This is a genomic window from Pseudomonas sp. Leaf434, from assembly GCF_001425545.1.
In the GTDB taxonomy this organism is placed as follows: Bacteria; Pseudomonadota; Gammaproteobacteria; order Pseudomonadales; family Pseudomonadaceae; genus Aquipseudomonas; species Aquipseudomonas siliginis.
Genome location: NZ_LMQZ01000001.1, coordinates 2049129 through 2064847, shown reverse-complemented (window position 1 = coordinate 2064847; position 15719 = coordinate 2049129). Strand labels below are relative to the sequence as shown.

Sequence of the window (15719 nt, the reverse complement as noted above, 5' to 3'; positions counted from 1 at the left end):
AGGTGTGAGGCAAAACCCTGATACACAAATGAAAACGGCCTGGACAGGGCCAGGCCGTTAACAATTGTAAAAGCCTTACTTGAGAACGGACAGTGCCGCTTCGTAGTTAGGTTCTTCAGCGATTTCCTTGACCAGTTCGCTGTGCAGGACGGTGTCGTTTTCGTCCAGCACCACAACGGCGCGAGCGGTCAGGCCTTTCAGCGGGCCGTCAGCGATGGCCACGCCATAGTTTTCGATGAACTCGCTGCCGCGCAGGGTCGACAGGTTCTGTACGTTTTCCAGACCTTCAGCACCGCAAAAGCGTGCTTGGGCGAATGGCAGGTCAGCGGAGATGCACAGCACCACGGTGTTGCTGATGTCGTTGGCCTGGGCGTTGAACTTGCGCACGGAGGTGGCGCAGGTCGGGGTGTCGACGCTTGGGAAAATGTTCAGGACTTTGCGCTTGCCGGCGAAGTCTTTCAGGGTGACGTCGGACAAATTGCCGGCTACCAGGGAAAAGGCTGGCGCCTTGGAACCGGCTTGTGGCAACTGGCCGTTGACTTGAACCGGATTGCCTTTGAGGGTGACTTGAGCCATGACTTGAGTCCTTCTGTTTTTTGATTGGAAAGCATGCAAGAGGCGGAAGTTAACCACGAAATCGGCTGACGACCTATGCCCTGTTTGAAATTGTTGGGTGCTGAGCGGTGACATTGTATACAACCCACCGCAGCTTCCCTGAAGGGGTGAGCCTGCTGGCAAAAGCGTTGTGTCAGGCAGGACATTCGAAACTGATACACCGAAATGCGAGCAGGCTCACTTCCATACTGAATACGTATCCAGTGTGGGAGCGAGCCTGCTCGCGACAAGGCAACCGGCCTTACTGCATCATTTGGCTTCAGATTTGAGTTTCAGATAGGACTGATGCAGATCGCTTGCCCAGCCATCGATCACCGCTTTCATGTCGTCGGCTTTCATCACCTGGGAAGAGTTTTCCAGCGGTTTGCCGGTACCTTTGCGCACCACCTGCGCGATGACATGATTGGTCGCGCCGTCCATGAATACCGCTTCGGTGGCCAGCGTGGTTTCCTGGTCGCGGATGCCAGAGGCCGTACTTACCGCTGCGGCGACCAGTGCGATCGGGATCACTTCATAGACTTGCAGGCCTTCGGTCTTGCTGCTGACTGCGGTAATCGCCGGACGCACCACAATTACGCCCGGCCCGGGACCTGCGGCCAACGGCAGCGATTTGCCGAGTTCGCGCTTGAGCGCCTGATCGTAATAACTGGTGATGCCGTTGAGAGTCTGCTGGGGGATTTTCTCGTTGGCTTGCGGCTTCGGGTAGAGCTGGCTTGGCTCTACGTAAACGCTGGTGAATTTATTGATGTCGAGTTTCGGGTCCATCCAGCGCATCACCTCGGCACCAGAGGGTGACTTGGCCTCCTTCAGCTGGCTGTAATCCTTGAGAAAGCCGGAATACTGGTCAGGCTCGACGGTTTTGCTGGAACAACCCACCACGCCAAGGGTGGCAATGCACAGCGTGCCCATCACGACGGCTAGCTTCATGCTGTAATTCCTTTGAGAAGGCCAAGACATTTTGCATAGGGGAGATACAGGTATAGCCAAAACCCCGGCAAATGCGATGGCCAATTGCAAAGTTCACATCCGACAGCGCGTGTGCCTCGCCAACCGGTATTACCAGGAGGATGTTTCGCCACTGCGCAACGCCATCTCTCGCCGGCTATTGGCGCGCATCGCCTTGATCAGCGACACCGTTCCCACCAGCAGAATCGCCGCACCAAACAAGAAGTCGATGTTGTATAGCTGGAAATCTTCCACCGGCCCGATCAGCAATGTGCGCACCACCGCAATTCCCACCAGCGTCGCGAGAAAGTCGATCCCCGGCTCATCGCGGTAAAACACCAGCATCAGCGGCAGGCACAGCACCAGCAAGAGCAGCAACACCACGACCTTGAACGAGCCTTTGCGCTCGACGCTGAACGCGCACTCATGCGCCCCGTACGGCTTGTAGTCCTCATCGCGGATCATCGAGTTTTTCTCGTTGATGTAGTCGGCGCGGTTGTACTTCTGGATCGGCGTAAAGGTGTTGGACATCTCCATCAGCGTGGTGATGTTCTTGAAGCGCAAGTCGATGCGCTCGCTGCCCTTGAGGTAATACAGCACCGGTTTATAGCCGTAGCGATAGGTATCGAAGGGGAACGCGGCAGTCTGAGCGTGCACGCCGATTGCGCGAGGCTCAAATTCGGCGAAGGCGCTTTTATTGGTCGACGAGAGGTTGCGGCTCAGCGGCTGCACCTTGACCTGCTCGAGGAAGATCGGCGTGACGCCGAACGACCACTGCAGCGGTTCCAGACGCAGGCGCAGTTCGTTGCGGCCCAGGTCGTAGCGGTTGAAGGTTCGTTCGGAAACCACCAGCGAGCCGCCAACCATGAATTCGCCGCGCAGGTTGTTGGTGACGCGCAAGGTCAGTTGATCCTTGCCCAGCAACGCCGCTTCACTGCTCGGTGGCGTGCCGCACCACGCGGTGCTTTCGCCGACACCGCCAAGCTGGCCGTCGCGGTTTTCCTTGAATACATAAAAGTAACTGGCCCACAGCGTCAGCAACAAAAGCGACGCCGTGAGACCGAGGATTTTTTTGCCCGGACTCACTGATCAGACTCCCTTCTTCGGTTCCATCGTCCAGCCGAAAACCCGCTGGCGACGGCGACTCTACCAAAAGGCCATCAGTGACCCAAGGGAAAATGCCGGATTGGCACCGAACCTAAGGGTTTCCCCGGTCTACGCCTCACTCCTCCTGCGGATGTGGCGCTGGCCCGGCGTCATGCTCAGATTGCTTGAGGGCTCAGGTGATGGAGATGCTTTTTGATGCGCTGGGCGTGATGTTTTTGTGGCTGGCGGCGGGCTGCCCTCACCCTAGCCCTCTCCCAGAGGGAGAGGGGACTGACCGAAGTGTTTGTAGGACTCACGTCGACCTGAAATATCGCGTCGAGCTCAAGTTTTGAACATCACTCGGTCTGCCCCCTTTCCCCCTCGCCCCCTTGGGGGAGAGGGCTGGGGTGAGGGGGTAAGCTTTTGATCTTAACCGCGATCGCGAGGTATCAGGCTCTGCAATTGCTGAGCAAGGAAATCGGCGTCGAAGGCAAACGTATCCGGATCCTTCAAGCCATTGGTCTTACGCCACTGCCATGCGCCATCCGCCAGGCCAACCAGCGAAATACTCCCGTACCGCGCCGCCGTCAACCCCATCACTGCCAGGGAAATCTGCCCGCCGCTGCCCATCACATCCGGCACAAATTCCACCGGTTTGCCGGCAATCATAATGCTCAATTTTTCCGTCTTGAAGGTCGAGGTTTCCACCGGCACGCTCGGCCCGGATGCGACATACGCCTCGCGACTGACCTCCAGCAGATTGGGCGCCTTGACCGGTTCAAGCCATTGTTCGATCTGGTCGAACAGCGCGCCAATCCGAGCCGCCCAAGCAGCCGATTGCGTGGTGAACAGTTGCTTCTTGTGCGCTTCGCTTTCGGCATAGTGGCGCAGCATCTCGCCCAGTTGCTGTACGTCGTTCATTGCGGTGTTCCTCGGAAAGGACCTGCGAAGGGTGATAGTGGCAGATCCCCGGCGCGGCGTACGTTTAGTTCTTGCAGATGCACAGTTGCGGGAAAGATCGGCGGTACAGTCAGTCGGTACTGGCGTCGAGTCTCGAACAGAAGGAAACTTCAGGCAGCCCTGAATGCTCGACACTGACATTTGCTTGAGGAAATCCAATGCGCACCATCGGCCTTATCGGCGGCATGAGCTGGGAGTCCAGCGCCGAATACTATCGCCTGATCAACCAACAGGTTCGCGAGCGCCTCGGCCCGTTGCGCTCGGCGCAGCTATTGATGTTCAGCGTCGACTTCGGCCCGGTCGAACAGGCCCAGCACGCCGGGCGCTGGGACGATGCGGCGGCAATTCTGGTGGACGCCGCGCGCCGGCTTGAATCCGGTGGCGCCGAGTGCGTGGTGCTGTGTACCAACACCATGCACAAGGTCGCCGAGCAGATTCAGGCCGCCATCAGCATTCCGTTCCTGCACATCGCCGAACCCGCCGCCCGGGCCGCACTGGAAATCGACGCGCGCACTGTCGGGTTGCTCGGCACCGCGTTCACCATGGAGCAGGACTTTCTCAAGCAACGTCTGATTGCCCAAGGCCTGACCGTACTGGTGCCGGATGAAGCCGAGCGCAAAGAGGTGCACCGGATCATCTACGACGAACTCTGCGTGGGTGTGATCAGCGAACAATCGCGAGAAATCTATCAAGGCGTCATCGAATCCCTGACCGCCCGTGGCGCCCAGGCAATCATCCTCGGCTGCACCGAAATCGGTCTGCTGATCAAACCCGAACACAGCGCCCTGCCCCTGCTCGACACTACCGAGCTGCATGCGCAGTCGGCAGTGGCGTTCGCACTGGGCGACTGACTCAGGCTTTCAGGCTATTGCGTAGACGGGCCATGCTCAGGGTGTCGACCCACTGCCCGTCGCGCACCGCATAATCACGCAATAGCCCTTCGGCCTCGAAACCGAACTTGCGATAAAGCCCGATCGCCGCCTCGTTATCGGCGTAGACCGTGAGTTCGACGCGGTGCAGATTCATCCAGTTATCGGCGACCTCCAGCGCCGCCGCCAACAACATCGAACCGACGCCCTTGCCCTGCCAAGCCGCCCCGACTGCCATGCCGAAGCTGCCGGCGTGGGCGCGGCGCATGCGGGAATAAGCTTCCAGGCCCAGATTGCCGATCACCACGCCTTGGTCCAGGGCAACCAGTTTCAGCGCACGTTCGTTATCAGCCTGAAGTCGCTGGCGCCAGACCTCGGTGGATTGAAACGGCATTTGCAGCACTTGCCGTGCAACCACGGGGTCGTTGTAAAGCGCAGTGATACCTTCGAGGTGGGATTCGTTGGAGCGTTCGAGATGGATCGTGGAGGTTGGGTCTGACATGGGATCGGTCCGTGATCAGCGTGTGGCTGGTCACTCTAAACCGCTGATCTGGAATCTGGCGAGCGGCAATGGTGGGGGCGAGCCTGCTCGCGAAGGCGGTTGGCCAGTCACTGAAGCCTCGACTGGCAGATTGCATTCGCGAGCAGGCTCGCTCCCACATTTTGATCCAGCCCGGGCACAACCCCTGTGAGCACTGAAGATTCCTGTGGGAGCGAGCCTGCTCGCGAAAGCGACCTCATAGCCAACACCTGCTTCCCGGCAAAAACGTCTACCGTGCTGTCGCCAATTTTTTGCTTTTTAAACACCGCTGTTTAAATGACACCTGCTGACACGCCTTCCAGGCTACAAATCCTTGCGTCGTTGCCTACAGCCAAGCCAGAATCCGCCGGCTTGTGCGCCTTGGGGGCGGGTTCTATTGTGGTGCGGTCGCTGACGAATCAGCGATCGGGTCTCGCAGCCCGTCGATCTCTGGACGCACAACACCCGCTGTTTTTATGGCGGCTGTACGTGGGAGACCTTCGGGTCTGCCGGTTCTAGAGTCCCGGTCTGCGACCCGCGTACAGCTGCCACCAACCATTTCGTATCGCAGCGAAAGGTGGCAGCTCCGTCGACTCTAGGAGCTCTACCATGATCAAACCCACCCCAAACCGACCCCACCTCTCCCTACGAATCCCTCGACTCAAAAAAACTTCACCAAGCCGCCGACCGCGCCCTCGACCACTACTTCTGCCCACCCGGCTCCACCCCGCCGCCCTTCAGCCCCCGCGCCATGTACGCCGTCACCGCCGACACCAAAAACGAAGACCTGCTGGCCAACGCCTGCGAAACCCTCGCCTCGGCCAAAACCATCGCCCAGGANCCGCGCCATGTACGCCGTCACCGCCGACACCAAAAACGAAGACCTGCTGGCCAACGCCTGCGAAACCCTCGCCTCGGCCAAAACCATCGCCCAGGAATTCGCCGGGCTGGTGAAACCGTCGCAGCGCCGAACGCTGATGGGGATTGCGCAGTTGATCATGCTCGGGGAATTAGCGGTGAATCGGGTGCTGGATAATCTGGAGTTGCCGCAGTAGCGGGCGGATTGCGCAGTTGATCATGCTCGGGGAATTAGCGGTGAATCGGGTGCTGGATAATCTGGAGTTGCCGCAGTAGCGGGCCTTTGATGATCGTCCCCACGCGGAGCGTGGGAACGATCAACGCGTAAGCAATGAAGATTCCTGTGGGAGCGAGCCTGCTCGCGAAAGCGTCGGAGCAGTCAGCATTGCAACCGAACATTACGACAAATTCGCAGGCTGGCTCGCTCCCACAACAACCGCGCAAACAAGAGCCGGCTCGACCGCTCGTCTGAATACCGCCTGTACCTGTCAGATCTGACAGGTGTGCTTTTTTTCAAACTGGAGTGAGATGGATCCCATTCAATGCACGGCACGGCACGGCACGGCACGGCACGGCAAAATTCTCAGGGAGCGCTTCCATGGATATCCAGTCTTCGATTTTCAACGAATTGTTTGTCTTGTATCCGGTCATCATCAGGGGCTGGGTCACACCGGTGAAGCCGCAGGGCATTGCCCAAGGCGGGATTCCCAAGGTGCTTTACGATGGCGAGACGCAGGGTCTGGAATGTCTGATAGATCCGTGGACGGAAATGCAGCTCGCTTCCTGGACCATGGCCGCTGATGACCGCGTCGATCTGTACGTCAACGACAACCCTACTCCCGCAACGGGCAAGACCGTTGCCCCGGGCGAAGAACAACAGCGGGTGCGCTTGTACTTGCCCCACGGCTGGCTCAATCAGGGCGTCAATCGCCTGTATTACAAGGTCACGCGCGTAGGAGGTAACGATGAATCGTCTCGGGACACGCTAGCCCTCTACCATTTGCGTCTGCCGGAATCTCTGGATCTGATCATTCCGCCGGATGTAGAACATGAAGGCGTGGGGCCGGAGCTCGCCGCACGAGGTGTGACATTTGCGTTTACTTACACCAACCGACGCCACTTCGACTCCATCGTTTTTGCGCTCGGCGATACCACCGTGCGCTTCGACGTGCCCGACGCGCCGGCCCCGGTCAACCTGACGCTGTTCACCGATACCTTCCAGCGTGCCGGTGACAATCCGAATGCTGTGGCGGAATTCAGAGTATTTGACCAATTGGGCAATGCCGTCATGTCAGGTGAAAAGCGCGTGGACATTCACCTCGGTCGCCTTTCTCTGCTGGTACCCACCGTCCGTGGCATGAACGGCAATCAGTTCAGTCCGACCACTCCGGAAATCAGAGTCCTAGTACCGCAGGGTTCGTTACTGCCCACCGACACGTTGTGGGTGAACTGGCAAGGCGCGACGGCTGTCCCTGAAGGCTCCTACCCAAGCCCGCCTCGGCTGGTCAGTGCCGGCCTGGAGATTGCGGTACCGCGCTCGGTGCTCGCCTACAGCCTGGGCCAACGGGTTGCAGTCAGTTATTTTATCGACCGCGACGACAAACCCGTGGAGTCGGCTGTGTTGCTGCTGGACATTCTGCCGCTGCCGGCAACCGCTTTGAACTCCCCGAAAATTGTCGAGGCCGATGCCAACAATTTTCTCGACATAACGGCGCTTGGCACCAAAAACGCAACCATTCATGCGCTGCTGCATACCTTGATTGAAGCTGAACAGCCCTGCTGGCTGCGGCTTGAGGGCAAGAAGGCGGACGGCACTGCACATGACTTGACTCTCTGGGCTGGGTTGCCAGCTAGAGTCAACAGCACTTGGATCAACCAGGGTTTCTGGCCACAGACACTGGCAAACAGTTATCTCGTTCAATTGGGGCATGGCACGACGCTGACGCTTAAGTACCTGGTGGCGCTCGACAAAAGCAATATCGAAACGAACGCAGTGAAATTTCCGGATCGGGTTTACACGATCAAGTCTGTAGAACTGGTTGTGCCGACACTGGACAGGGTATTGGACTCGAACGGTGAGGAAGTGCTGGAAGGGGGATGGACGGTCAGCACTAGCTTAACGTTGTCGGGAACTGCCAGTAAGGGACTGGATATCGAGGTGTTCGATGATGATGGGTCGAGCACGGTTGCCAAAGGCCGAGCGACGGCCGACCCGCTGACGGGAATCTGGACACGGGAAGTAACTGTTGCTGAAGGGAAGCACCGGTTATTTGCGAGATCGTTGTATCACAGTGGAGAAGTTGATTCTGGCGCGCGGAGTTTTACTGTGGCAGCTGAAGTTGCCCCGACGATTGATTCGGTGAAAGGATTGCCAAGTAACGCCGAAATTGAGGAAGGTGGAACTACTGCAGACACTTCAGTAGCAATGCAAGGCTTGGCCTCGAAAGATCAATGGGTCGAGGTGTCTGATAAAGAAGAGTTTAGAATCAAAGTCCCGGTGAACCACGAAGGCGTTTGGAAATACAGTGAAGATCTGACCGCAGGAAATCACAGCTATAAAGTCAAGGCACTGTATGGTAGTGGAAAATTTTCCATCCCAAGAACTCTAAAAGTTGTTCCACCGCTATTGGTCGACATATCACCCGTACATCTCTCAGGGAGAAATTACGTCGTCGACCATGCCGCGCTTGGCTGGGCATTAACTGGAAACGATTTCCCAGATACAACCGCGACCCGGGCGGCGACAGGCGGGCAAGCACCGTACACCTACAGGTCGAGCATGCCCAACGTTGTATCTGTGGACGGCAACGGCATGATTCGTTCAATCGGGAATGGTGCAGCTAAAGTGATCGTATCTGACGCTAGCGGACAACTTAAAGAAATACCTGTCGTAGTAAGCAACGTGCAAAAGGTTTTAATTGGCGGCGCCAACTTTACACACGAAGCGGCCAGTGCTTGGATCGCGCGCGTGGGGGGCAGTCCATTTCCGAGCTACTTAAGCGAGATTGCACTTCTTAATATTAAATACAGACCGCTTTACGAAGCCCGGTACTTTTGGGGATATACACTTCCTAGCAACCCTCAGGTCGAATTCACATGGGCCAAGACCAGTTTTATATCGGCATCAACAGGTGCTACGTCCCCTTTTGCTTACACAGCGGTCTGCGTGGCCAGGGCCTAAAACTACACAACGGTTCAACAAGAGAGGTTAACCACCGGTATTCGGAAAAAGGGCGGATTTATTTAACCAGTGATTTAAACAGCGAAGCGCGATCCAGGCTTCTCTTCTGATCGCGAAAGGACCGTCAGGTTTGCGCAATTCTTTGATTTAAACGAAGGTGTTTAAAGGGCACATCCAGACACGCCTTCCAGGCTACAAATTCTTGCGCCATTGCCTACAGCTACGCCAGAATCCGCCGGCTTGTGCGCCTTGGGGGCGGATTCTATTGTGGTCCGATCGCTGAATGTTCAGTGATCGGGTTTAGCAGCCCGGGTTATCTCTAGACGCACAAGGTCTTGCCGTTATGGCGGCTTTGCGTGGGGCACTTCGGTGCGCCGGGTTCTAGAGTCCTGGTCTGCTAACCCGCGTACAGCCGCCACCTCCTTCGTTAGCAGCGAACGGTCGCAGCTTCACCACTCTAGAGGCTTCACCCATGATCAAACCAACACCCAACCCACCCGAATCCGACCCCACCTCACCCTACGAATCCCTCGATTCAAAAAAACTCCACCAAGCCGCCGACCGCGCCCTCGACCACTACTTCTGCCCACCCGGCTCCGCCCCGCCGCCATTCAGCCCCCGCGCCATGTACGCCGTCACCGCCGACACCAAAAACGAAGACCTGCTGGCCAACGCCTGCGAAACCCTCGCCTCGGCCAAAACCATCGCCCAGGANCCGCGCCATGTACGCCGTCACCGCCGACACCAAAAACGAAGACCTGCTGGCCAACGCCTGCGAAACCCTCGCCTCGGCCAAAACCATCGCCCAGGAATTCGCCGGATTGGTCAAGCCATCCCAGCGCCGAACGCTGATGGGGATTGCGCAGTTGATCATGCTCGGGGAATTAGCGGTGAATCGGGTGCTGGATAATCTGGAGTTGCCGCAGTAGCGGGCCTTTGATGACTGCTCTTTCAACTCCTTCCAGGCTTCGATAATCTGAAGCAAGCCACTGCAGAAGCAAACGCATCGATCAATCTTCCTTGTCTTTGACTAACTCGCCGGTATCGGCCTTCNGCAGCGCCGAACGCTGATGGGGATTGCGCAGTTGATCATGCTCGGGGAATTAGCGGTGAATCGGGTGCTGGATAATCTGGAGTTGCCGCAGTAGCGGGCCTTTGATGATCGTCCCCACGCTCTGCGTGGGAATGCCTCAAGGGACGCTCCGCGTTCCAGCTCTGAGGGGACGCAGAGCGTCCCGGGCTGCATTCCCACGCGGAGCGTGGGAACGATCAACGCGTAAGCAATGAAGATTCCTGTGGGAGCGAGCCTGCTCGCGAATGCGGTTTGTCAGTCACTGTGGCTTCGACTGGCGGATTGCTTTCGCGAGCAGGCTCGCTCCCACTGTTGATGCGGTTTATTCAGTTACGGGTGCAGTGTCTGGGCTGGCGCCATCGCGAGCAGGCTCACTCCTACAAGGGGATCGGGTTAAGGCTGGAACCATTCGTGGCGTTCGTTGAAGGTTTTGATGATCGTCCCCACGCTCTGCGTGGGAATGCCTCAAGGGACGCTCCGCGTTCCAGCTCTGGTGGGGACGCAGAGCGTCCCGGGCTGCGTTCCCACGCGGAGCGTGGGAACGATCAACGCGTAAGCAATGAAGATTCCTGTGGGAGCGAGCCTGCTCGCGAAGGCGGTGGGTCAGTTACTGAGGCTTCGACTGGCGGATTGCTTTCGCGAGCAGGCTCACTCCTACAGGGGGTCGGGTTAAGGCTGGAACCATTCGTGGCGTTCGTTGAAGGTTTGCTGGATGAGGTCGGTGAGGGCTTTGATTTCGGGGGAGTTTTGCGAGTCGGTGTTGACGGCGAGCCACGCGTGTAGCTGCATCGGTTCGGCGAATAATCCGGGCAGTGCGATGAGGCCACGGTCGAAGCGGCTCATGTATGCCGGCAGCAACCCGATGCACGCGCTGCAGCGAATCATCTCCAGCATCAATTCATAGGACTGCATCTGCACCACTCCAGCCAACCTCTCCTCCACCAATTCATTCCACGGCCGAAAGCTCTCAACCTGTCGGTCATGCTGCCATTGCACCAACATGAAATCAGCCAGATCTTCCGGCGTTTCCGGTCTAGCTGTCACCCGCGAATAGCGCTTGGCAATGTGCGGCAGATACTCGATCCGCGCGAGGTGTTGCGGTTCGCTGGTGGAAAAGGTCGGGCCGGGATTTGGGCATTCGCCTGGAGCAAGCCACAGGACAATGTCGGCGCTGACCGCACGCAATGCCAGTTCGCTATCCAGCGCGATAATTTCCAGACGCAGACTGGCGTTGCGCCGCAGCAGTGCGATGAGGTCGCGGCCAAGGATGTCGTGGAGGATGGATGCGGCGACGGCGAGGCGGATCAGTGGCTGTTCGATGACCGGGAGTTTGCGTTCGTGGGCCAGGGTGATGAGTCGGGCCTGCAACTGTTGGCCTTCGCGGGTCAGGCTGAGGGCGCTGCCCTGGAAGCTGAACAGGCTGCGTTGCAGTTGCTGTTCGAGTTGCGCGAGTTGTTTGCGCAATACAGTTGAGCGCACGTTGAGGCTGCGCGCGGCTTGCATGAAGCAGCCGCAGCGAGCACTGACCAGGAAGTATTGGGCGACTTCGCTGTCGATGGTCGCGGCCTGGTTTAGCCAGGGCTCGGAGCGGGATTGCGGCGATTGATAATCAACGGTGCCCGGGCGTCCTGCGGGTTCGGTGAATGACATTGATGACTCCCTGTCGATCTTTGTAGTTGTCTTGAATGCGCCCTGGACCCCTGTGGGAGCGAGCCTGCTCGCGAAAACGTTGGCACATTCAACATCTTCGCTGACTGACCCACCGCATTCGCGAGCAGGCTCGCTCCCACAGGGGTGATTGGTGTTCGGCTGACGTCAGTGTTTTTCCTCGAGGATTTTGTTCAGTTCAGCGCCGTCGATGCTCAGGGTGGCGGTGTTGAGCATGCCGTCCAGATAAGCCTGGGCGATCTGTTCCTGGCGTTGTGCGCGCAGGGCTTGGGTCAGTTGGTCGCGCAGTTCCTCCAGCGTCGCGGTGCGGGCCGGTTGCTGTTCGGTGAGCTTGATCACGTGGAAACCCGCGGCGCTTTGCACCGGATCAGACACGGCGCCCACCTTGAGCCGCGCCACGGCGCCACGCACTTCCGGCACCAGCTGTTGCAACGGTTGCAGGCCGGTATCACCGCCCCGCTCTGCCGTGACGCGATCCTGCGAATGTTGCGTAGCGAGCGCCGCAAAATCGCCCGGTGCTGTCTGCGCCTTCTTGCTCAATTCAGCGGCTTGTTTGCGCACCGTTTCCACATTCGCTGCGTCACTGACAGCAAGGAAAATCTGACTGACCCGATACAGCGCCGGCGTCTGCCAATTGGCCTTGCCGGCGTCGTACGCCTGCTGCAATTCAGCTGCGCTCGGATACTCCGCCGGCACCTGACTCACCGAGCGCAAATAATCCCGAAACACGATTTGCTCAGTCGCTGCGCGAGTCTGCCGGGCGACGTCCGGACGCTGCGCCCAACCCTGCGCATCGGCCTGTTCCAGCACCGCTTTCTCGGCCAGCCGCGCACGAATCCAGCGCTCCAGCGCCTCACGGTTACCGCGCAATTGCTCGCGGGTTTGCGCCGGGACAGTGGCCAGCAGCGCCTGCAATTCCTCTGGCGAAACCTGCTGATTGCCCAACCGCGCGACCGCTGGCCCGGCTGCAACCGCCATTACCGGCGATGGCTGCTGAGCGGCGACCGGATCACTGCCCGGTCGCAGCACCAGCGCCACGGCCACCACCAACAACGCCACCGCTCCGGCGCCGATCACCATGGCAGGCTTCTTCACAGCGCGACTTCCTCTGCTTCGGCGACAGCGGATTTGGCGGGTTGCACAGCAGCGGTCTGGCTAAAATCGCGCAGGTAAACGATGAATTCCTGCAACAGGCGATCCCACAACTCCAGATTGCCGCGCAGGTGCTCGTTGCTCACCCCTGCGGCCACGACCACGTCCATTTCCATCAGCAGAAACTCGCCCTGCAACGACAACCGTGCAAACCGCCGCGTCGCGTTCCACTGCTCGGCCACGCCCTGGGGCAAGTCGCCCTGCACGCGCAGCGCACAGCTGAAAGTGAAATCAACAAAGCTGCCCTGCTCCACCGCCGGGTTGCCGAAGCGCACGGCGTAGCCGATGCCCTGACTGGCGCTGAGCAACTGGACGATGCCGTTCTGTTCACTCTGGTTGACGCGATAACCTGCGGCTTGCAGAACGTCGGTCAGCGATTGCGGGGAAACGTGGGTGATCAATTGAGTCATGGCTTTCTTCCTTGCTATCAGTGAGCGATCGCCGCTTGCGGCGCGTCGAATTGGGTCTTGTACAGCTCGTCGCCAAAGCCTTGGGCCAGTTCATCGAACTTGACCCGGGCGCTGCCGGCGAATGGCTGGCGGATCTTCATCACTTCGGCGACGTCGATGTTTTCGTAGGCCGTGAGAATCTGTTTGGCGACGCCGTACATTTGCTGATTCTTGGCTGAACATTGCTGCACTTGTGTGTCACGTTCCGCCAGTTGCGCTTGCAGCTTCGAGCGCTCGGCTTCCTTGCCGCGAGCGAGGACCAACAACTCGTCGTAGGCTTTTTTGAACTTGCCGGTCTGCTCGGCACTGGCCGCCACTTGCGCCTGCGCCTGGCTATGCAGGCTCTGTTGCTGCCCGGCGAGTTGCTCGGCGAGGCCTTTGGCTTTGGCCAGTTCGGCGGTCAGCTGCTTGATCTGCGCTTGCGCTGCCTTGGCTTCGTTCTGCGCTGCCAGTTGCGCGGCGCTGGCCTGGGCCTGTTGGCTTTGCAGGGCCTGCAATTGCTGGGTGGTGCTGCGCAATTGCGTGCGCAAGCGTTCTTCCATGCCTTCGGCGCTCGCCCCGGTGGCAATCAACAACCCCAGGCCCAGCGCGAGAAAACGCGTGTTCATAAAGCTCTCCCGGCGCCTTAGAAGCGCGTGTTGATCTCAAGCTGCAAGACGTCGATGTCGAACGGCGCGCCGTACACCGCTTCGGTGCTCATCCAGCGACCCGTGGCGGAAACGTTCTTCGCCAGGCCGTAGTTGCCGCCCATGAAATAGCCCTTGGCGTTGGTGCCGCCGAGGTGGAACGACGAGTCGTTGAAGCCGTCGGGCAAGGCGTCAGGCTGGATGTACTTGTAGCCGGCGAACAGGTTCCAGTCGCCCTTGCGCTTGAGGTCCAGCGCGTTGCCGAGGGTGAACTGCACCATCCACGCGTTGGCGCCGCTTTCGATCTCGCCGTTGCTGTCGAGGTTGTTGACGATCTGCCCGGCGGAACGCTTGCGCATGTCGCCTTCGTCGTAGCTGAGGTTGTGGATGTAGTTGCCCTGGCTACGCAGTTTGAAGTCCTGCGGCAGGTCGGCGTCCCACACGACGTTGAGGTCGAGCAGGTTGAATTCGGACGCAAGCCCGACGAATTGCGGCTGCGGCGTAGCGCTCGGGTTGAGCGGGTTCGGCGTGATGTCACGCAGCAGGAACACGCTGTTGCCCTTCTGCATGAACGCCGCGCGGGTGCCGTCGCTGTCGCAACCCGGTGCGCCGGCCCACGGTTCGCAGGGGCTGGAGCGCTGGCCCTGAATGTCGTCGAAACGGTAATAGGCCAGCGCGCCTTTGAGGCGGTTGTTGCTATTGATCGCCCACTTCGCGCCGAGCTGCGCGCCGTACAGCCACTTGTTGTCGCTCTCTTCCTTGTCGAAACCGTTGCTGCTGGAAGTGTCGTTGGTGTAGTCCACCGGGAACGCGCCGACGGTGCCGAACACGCCCCAATCGCGGTTGAGCTTGTGGTCAAAAATCGCCGCCACACCGTCGAAATTCAGGTCATTGGAATAGAGCATGTCGGTGGACATGAACGGATTGGCGAAGCGCCCGCCGGTCAGGGTCAATTCGTCCATTGGCTTCCAGGTCAGATAGCCCTGATCGAGCCAGATGTCTTTCTTGGCGAAGCCGCCGCCGAGGTTCTGCGTGGTCGATACCGGGTTGTTGTCCGAACCGGTGCCGATGCGAATGCCGGCGGTCCACTCCTCCGAGATCAGCGCTTTCATGCCCAGGCGTGCGCGCAGGCGAAAGAGATTTTCGCGGTCTTCGCGGGTGTTGAGCAACGGCGGCAGGCTGGTGCTGCTGTTGGGATTCACGTCGTACGGGCCATTGTTGTTGAGCTTGGCGAAGTCGACGATTTCGTTGCTGTTGTTGCCCGAGTAGTAACGCGATTCGTCACGCAGACGAATGTCACCATCGAAACTGATGCGCGAGGCCCAGTCCGGAAAGGTATTCGGCGCTGCCCAGTTTTCCTGTTTGGCGGTGGCCATGACCTCGGCTTTGACCTGATCACGGATCTGGTCGCGCACCGCTGCCGGCACGTACTGCACGCGCACATCCCCCGGCGCGGCGACCGGTCCAGCCGCTACGGCAGTGGACGCGGCAGCCTGTTTCGCCTGCGCCGCTTCGTTCTGGGCCTGGGCGATCAGCGCGTCGGCCTTGTCCTGTTTCAGAATGCCCTGCTCGACCAGCAAGCGGATCAGATTGATCGTGGCGTTCTCCGACGGCGCAGGCGCTGCCACGGCCTGACCGACCAGGGTCGCAATGACCATGCCGACCGCCAGGGACAATCGATTCACGTTGGAAATCATTTGCACACAACTCCTTTTGCC

Annotated in this window: 15 protein-coding genes and 2 pseudogenes; 7 read left to right on the top strand and 10 right to left on the bottom strand. The window is 59.0% G+C overall.

All coding sequences use genetic code 11. The features are described from left to right. Positions 1–75 precede the first annotated feature (75 nt). The 4 genes from tpx to ASG55_RS09290 form a co-directional block, all read right to left on the bottom strand. Positions 76–576, bottom strand: a complete 501-nt coding sequence (gene tpx, locus ASG55_RS09305; RefSeq protein WP_016774621.1) for a thiol peroxidase — start codon at positions 574–576, stop codon at positions 76–78. 288 nt (positions 577–864) lie between these two features. Then, complete coding sequence (locus ASG55_RS09300) at positions 865–1542, bottom strand: DUF3313 domain-containing protein (RefSeq protein WP_056785778.1); 678 nt, start codon at positions 1540–1542, stop codon at positions 865–867. A 129-nt stretch (positions 1543–1671) separates the two neighbouring features. Further along, positions 1672–2646, bottom strand: coding sequence for a hypothetical protein (locus tag ASG55_RS09295; RefSeq protein ID WP_056785775.1), 975 nt, complete (start codon positions 2644–2646; stop codon positions 1672–1674). A 429-nt stretch (positions 2647–3075) separates the two neighbouring features. Beyond that, on the bottom strand, positions 3076–3567 hold the full coding sequence (locus ASG55_RS09290) for a hypothetical protein (RefSeq protein ID WP_056785773.1): 492 nt from the start codon (positions 3565–3567) through the stop codon (positions 3076–3078). A 197-nt stretch (positions 3568–3764) separates the two neighbouring features. Here ASG55_RS09290 and ASG55_RS09285 point away from each other — a divergent pair, with 197 nt between their 5' ends. Then, positions 3765–4457: an aspartate/glutamate racemase family protein gene (locus tag ASG55_RS09285; RefSeq protein WP_056785770.1), complete on the top strand. Its 693-nt coding sequence runs from the start codon at positions 3765–3767 to the stop codon at positions 4455–4457. Position 4458: 1 nt separating this feature from the next. Here ASG55_RS09285 and ASG55_RS09280 read toward each other — a convergent pair whose 3' ends face one another. Further along, positions 4459–4977 carry a GNAT family N-acetyltransferase gene (locus ASG55_RS09280; protein WP_056785767.1) on the bottom strand — a complete coding sequence of 173 codons (519 nt, stop codon included), beginning with the start codon at positions 4975–4977 and terminating at the stop codon, positions 4459–4461. A gap of 634 nt (positions 4978–5611) precedes the next feature. On the opposite strand from ASG55_RS09280, the pseudogene ASG55_RS27435 reads away from it, so the two are divergent. The 6 genes and pseudogenes from ASG55_RS27435 to ASG55_RS27600 form a co-directional block, all read left to right on the top strand. Continuing rightward, positions 5612–5835, top strand: a pseudogene (locus tag ASG55_RS27435) (DUF6124 family protein); the annotation flags it as partial. A gap of 1 nt (position 5836) precedes the next feature. Then, the coding region (locus tag ASG55_RS26270) for a DUF6124 family protein (protein ID WP_236708169.1) at positions 5837–6050 on the top strand (214 nt) is incomplete at its 5' end. Positions 6051–6451: 401 nt separating this feature from the next. Further along, positions 6452–9034 (top strand): hypothetical protein, encoded by a 2583-nt coding sequence (locus ASG55_RS09270; RefSeq protein WP_056785764.1) that lies wholly within the window; start codon positions 6452–6454, stop codon positions 9032–9034. 472 nt (positions 9035–9506) lie between these two features. Beyond that, a pseudogene (locus ASG55_RS27205) lies at positions 9507–9748 on the top strand (DUF6124 family protein); the annotation flags it as partial. Positions 9749–9756: 8 nt separating this feature from the next. Beyond that, the gene (locus ASG55_RS26810; RefSeq protein ID WP_081489808.1) at positions 9757–9963 is read left to right on the top strand and encodes a DUF6124 family protein; all 207 of its coding nucleotides are present in this window, start codon (positions 9757–9759) and stop codon (positions 9961–9963) included. Between the two features lie 125 nt (positions 9964–10088). Then, positions 10089–10182 (top strand): DUF6124 family protein (locus tag ASG55_RS27600; RefSeq protein ID WP_442962970.1); only part of this gene is annotated, 94 nt, incomplete at its 5' end. A 593-nt stretch (positions 10183–10775) separates the two neighbouring features. Here the strand turns inward: ASG55_RS27600 and ASG55_RS09260 are convergent. The 5 genes from ASG55_RS09260 to ASG55_RS09240 form a co-directional block, all read right to left on the bottom strand. Then, on the bottom strand, positions 10776–11756 hold the full coding sequence (locus ASG55_RS09260; protein WP_056785761.1) for a LysR family transcriptional regulator: 981 nt from the start codon (positions 11754–11756) through the stop codon (positions 10776–10778). A 165-nt stretch (positions 11757–11921) separates the two neighbouring features. Continuing rightward, the gene (locus tag ASG55_RS09255; protein WP_056785759.1) at positions 11922–12869 is read right to left on the bottom strand and encodes a peptidylprolyl isomerase; all 948 of its coding nucleotides are present in this window, start codon (positions 12867–12869) and stop codon (positions 11922–11924) included. Then, entirely contained in the window at positions 12866–13336 is a 471-nt protein-coding gene (locus tag ASG55_RS09250; protein WP_056785756.1) for a YbjN domain-containing protein, read from the bottom strand. Before ASG55_RS09250 ends, ASG55_RS09255 begins: the two co-directional genes overlap by 4 nt. Positions 13337–13353: 17 nt before the next feature. Beyond that, positions 13354–13983 (bottom strand): hypothetical protein, encoded by a 630-nt coding sequence (locus ASG55_RS09245; RefSeq protein ID WP_056785753.1) that lies wholly within the window; start codon positions 13981–13983, stop codon positions 13354–13356. Positions 13984–14000: 17 nt separating this feature from the next. Continuing rightward, the gene (locus ASG55_RS09240) at positions 14001–15698 is read right to left on the bottom strand and encodes a putative porin (RefSeq protein WP_056785750.1); all 1698 of its coding nucleotides are present in this window, start codon (positions 15696–15698) and stop codon (positions 14001–14003) included. Positions 15699–15719 lie beyond the last annotated feature (21 nt).